The sequence below is a fragment of the Stenotrophomonas maltophilia genome (genome assembly GCF_004920835.1).
GTDB classification, from domain to species: domain Bacteria; phylum Pseudomonadota; class Gammaproteobacteria; order Xanthomonadales; family Xanthomonadaceae; genus Stenotrophomonas; species Stenotrophomonas maltophilia_AQ.
Map to the genome: position 1 here is coordinate 1 of NZ_QFHO01000062.1, position 1147 is coordinate 1147.

Genomic DNA, 1147 nt, shown 5'->3' on the forward strand with positions numbered 1-1147 from the left:
TGTAGCAACTGTCTTGTCAGGCGGAGGCCATCTGGGCCTCCGCATCCCTTTTGCGGGCGTTGAGGATCACCAGCATCTTGCGCATCACCGCGACCAAAGCCACCTTGCCCGGCTTGCCCTGCTTGACGAGGGATTCAAAAAATTCCTTGAGCCGAGGCTCATAGCGTTTGGCCGTCAGCGCCGCCATGTAGAGCGCTTCGCGTACAACGGCGCGGCCACCGCTAATGCTCCGTCTCCCTTTCCAGGTGCCGCTTTCGCGGTTCATGGGGGCAACCCCTACCAAGGCCGAGATGGCTTTCCCGCTGAGCTTGCCCAGCTCCGGGAGCTCGCAGGCCAGGGTTGCCATCAACACCGGGCCGGCACCTTTGAGCTTGGCAAAGTCACGCCATCCTTCCTGTTCGGCCAGCAGCGCTGCGATGGTGGCGTCGAGCTGCTTGATGCTTTTCTGGATCTCGCCCAGGTGCTGATTCAGCATGGAAATCAGGCTGGGTTCGCTGAACGCGCGCATGCGCTGATGCTCGCTCACCCGCATCTGGACCAGGTGGCGACGTCGCTGACACAGCTCACCCAGACGGCGCTGCCAAGCCGCTGGCGGTACGTAGCGGGTCAGCTTTAGGGCATCGGCCATGTGGGCCAGCACCATGGCATCAATACGATCGGTCTTGGCCTGCTTTCCCGTGGCTGAGGCAAAGCTGCGGCCACGGCCAGGATTGATTCGTACCATCGGCAGGCCTGCTTCATGCAGCGCATCCAGTGCCTTTTGCTCGTAGCCGCCACTGGCCTCGAGCACGACCTGCTTGGCTGGCCACTGCTGCAACCACCGGATCAGGCTATTCCAGCCACGTTTGCTGTTCTTGAACTGGCGAAAGGCCTGTTCATGGACGGCAACATCCAGATTCTCACCACTGACATCGATCCCGATCCCAAACATGAGGTAACTCCGCTAGGCTGACAGGGCCGAGAGCTCCCCCCGCTTGCCCAGTCTTATCAGTGCGAGCGCCAACTCGATCAACTGTTCGGGCGGATCAGGGAGAAACCGGCGCGGAGATCCTTGCTACAGAGCGATCGAGAAGACCTAGAGCCGAACGGTCGCCCGCGCCGGGCTCTCGGCACCTAAGGTGCCAGAGTCGCAAGAGATAAGAGCCGA

The 1147-nt window shown here is 61.4% G+C and carries 1 protein-coding gene; it reads right to left on the reverse strand.

Annotation, left to right across the window (positions count from 1 at the left end):
- Positions 1-16: 16 nt before the first annotated feature.
- On the reverse strand, positions 17-931 hold the full coding sequence (locus tag DI041_RS21070; protein WP_136640099.1) for an IS110 family transposase: 915 nt from the start codon (positions 929-931) through the stop codon (positions 17-19).
- Positions 932-1147: the final 216 nt, after the last annotated feature.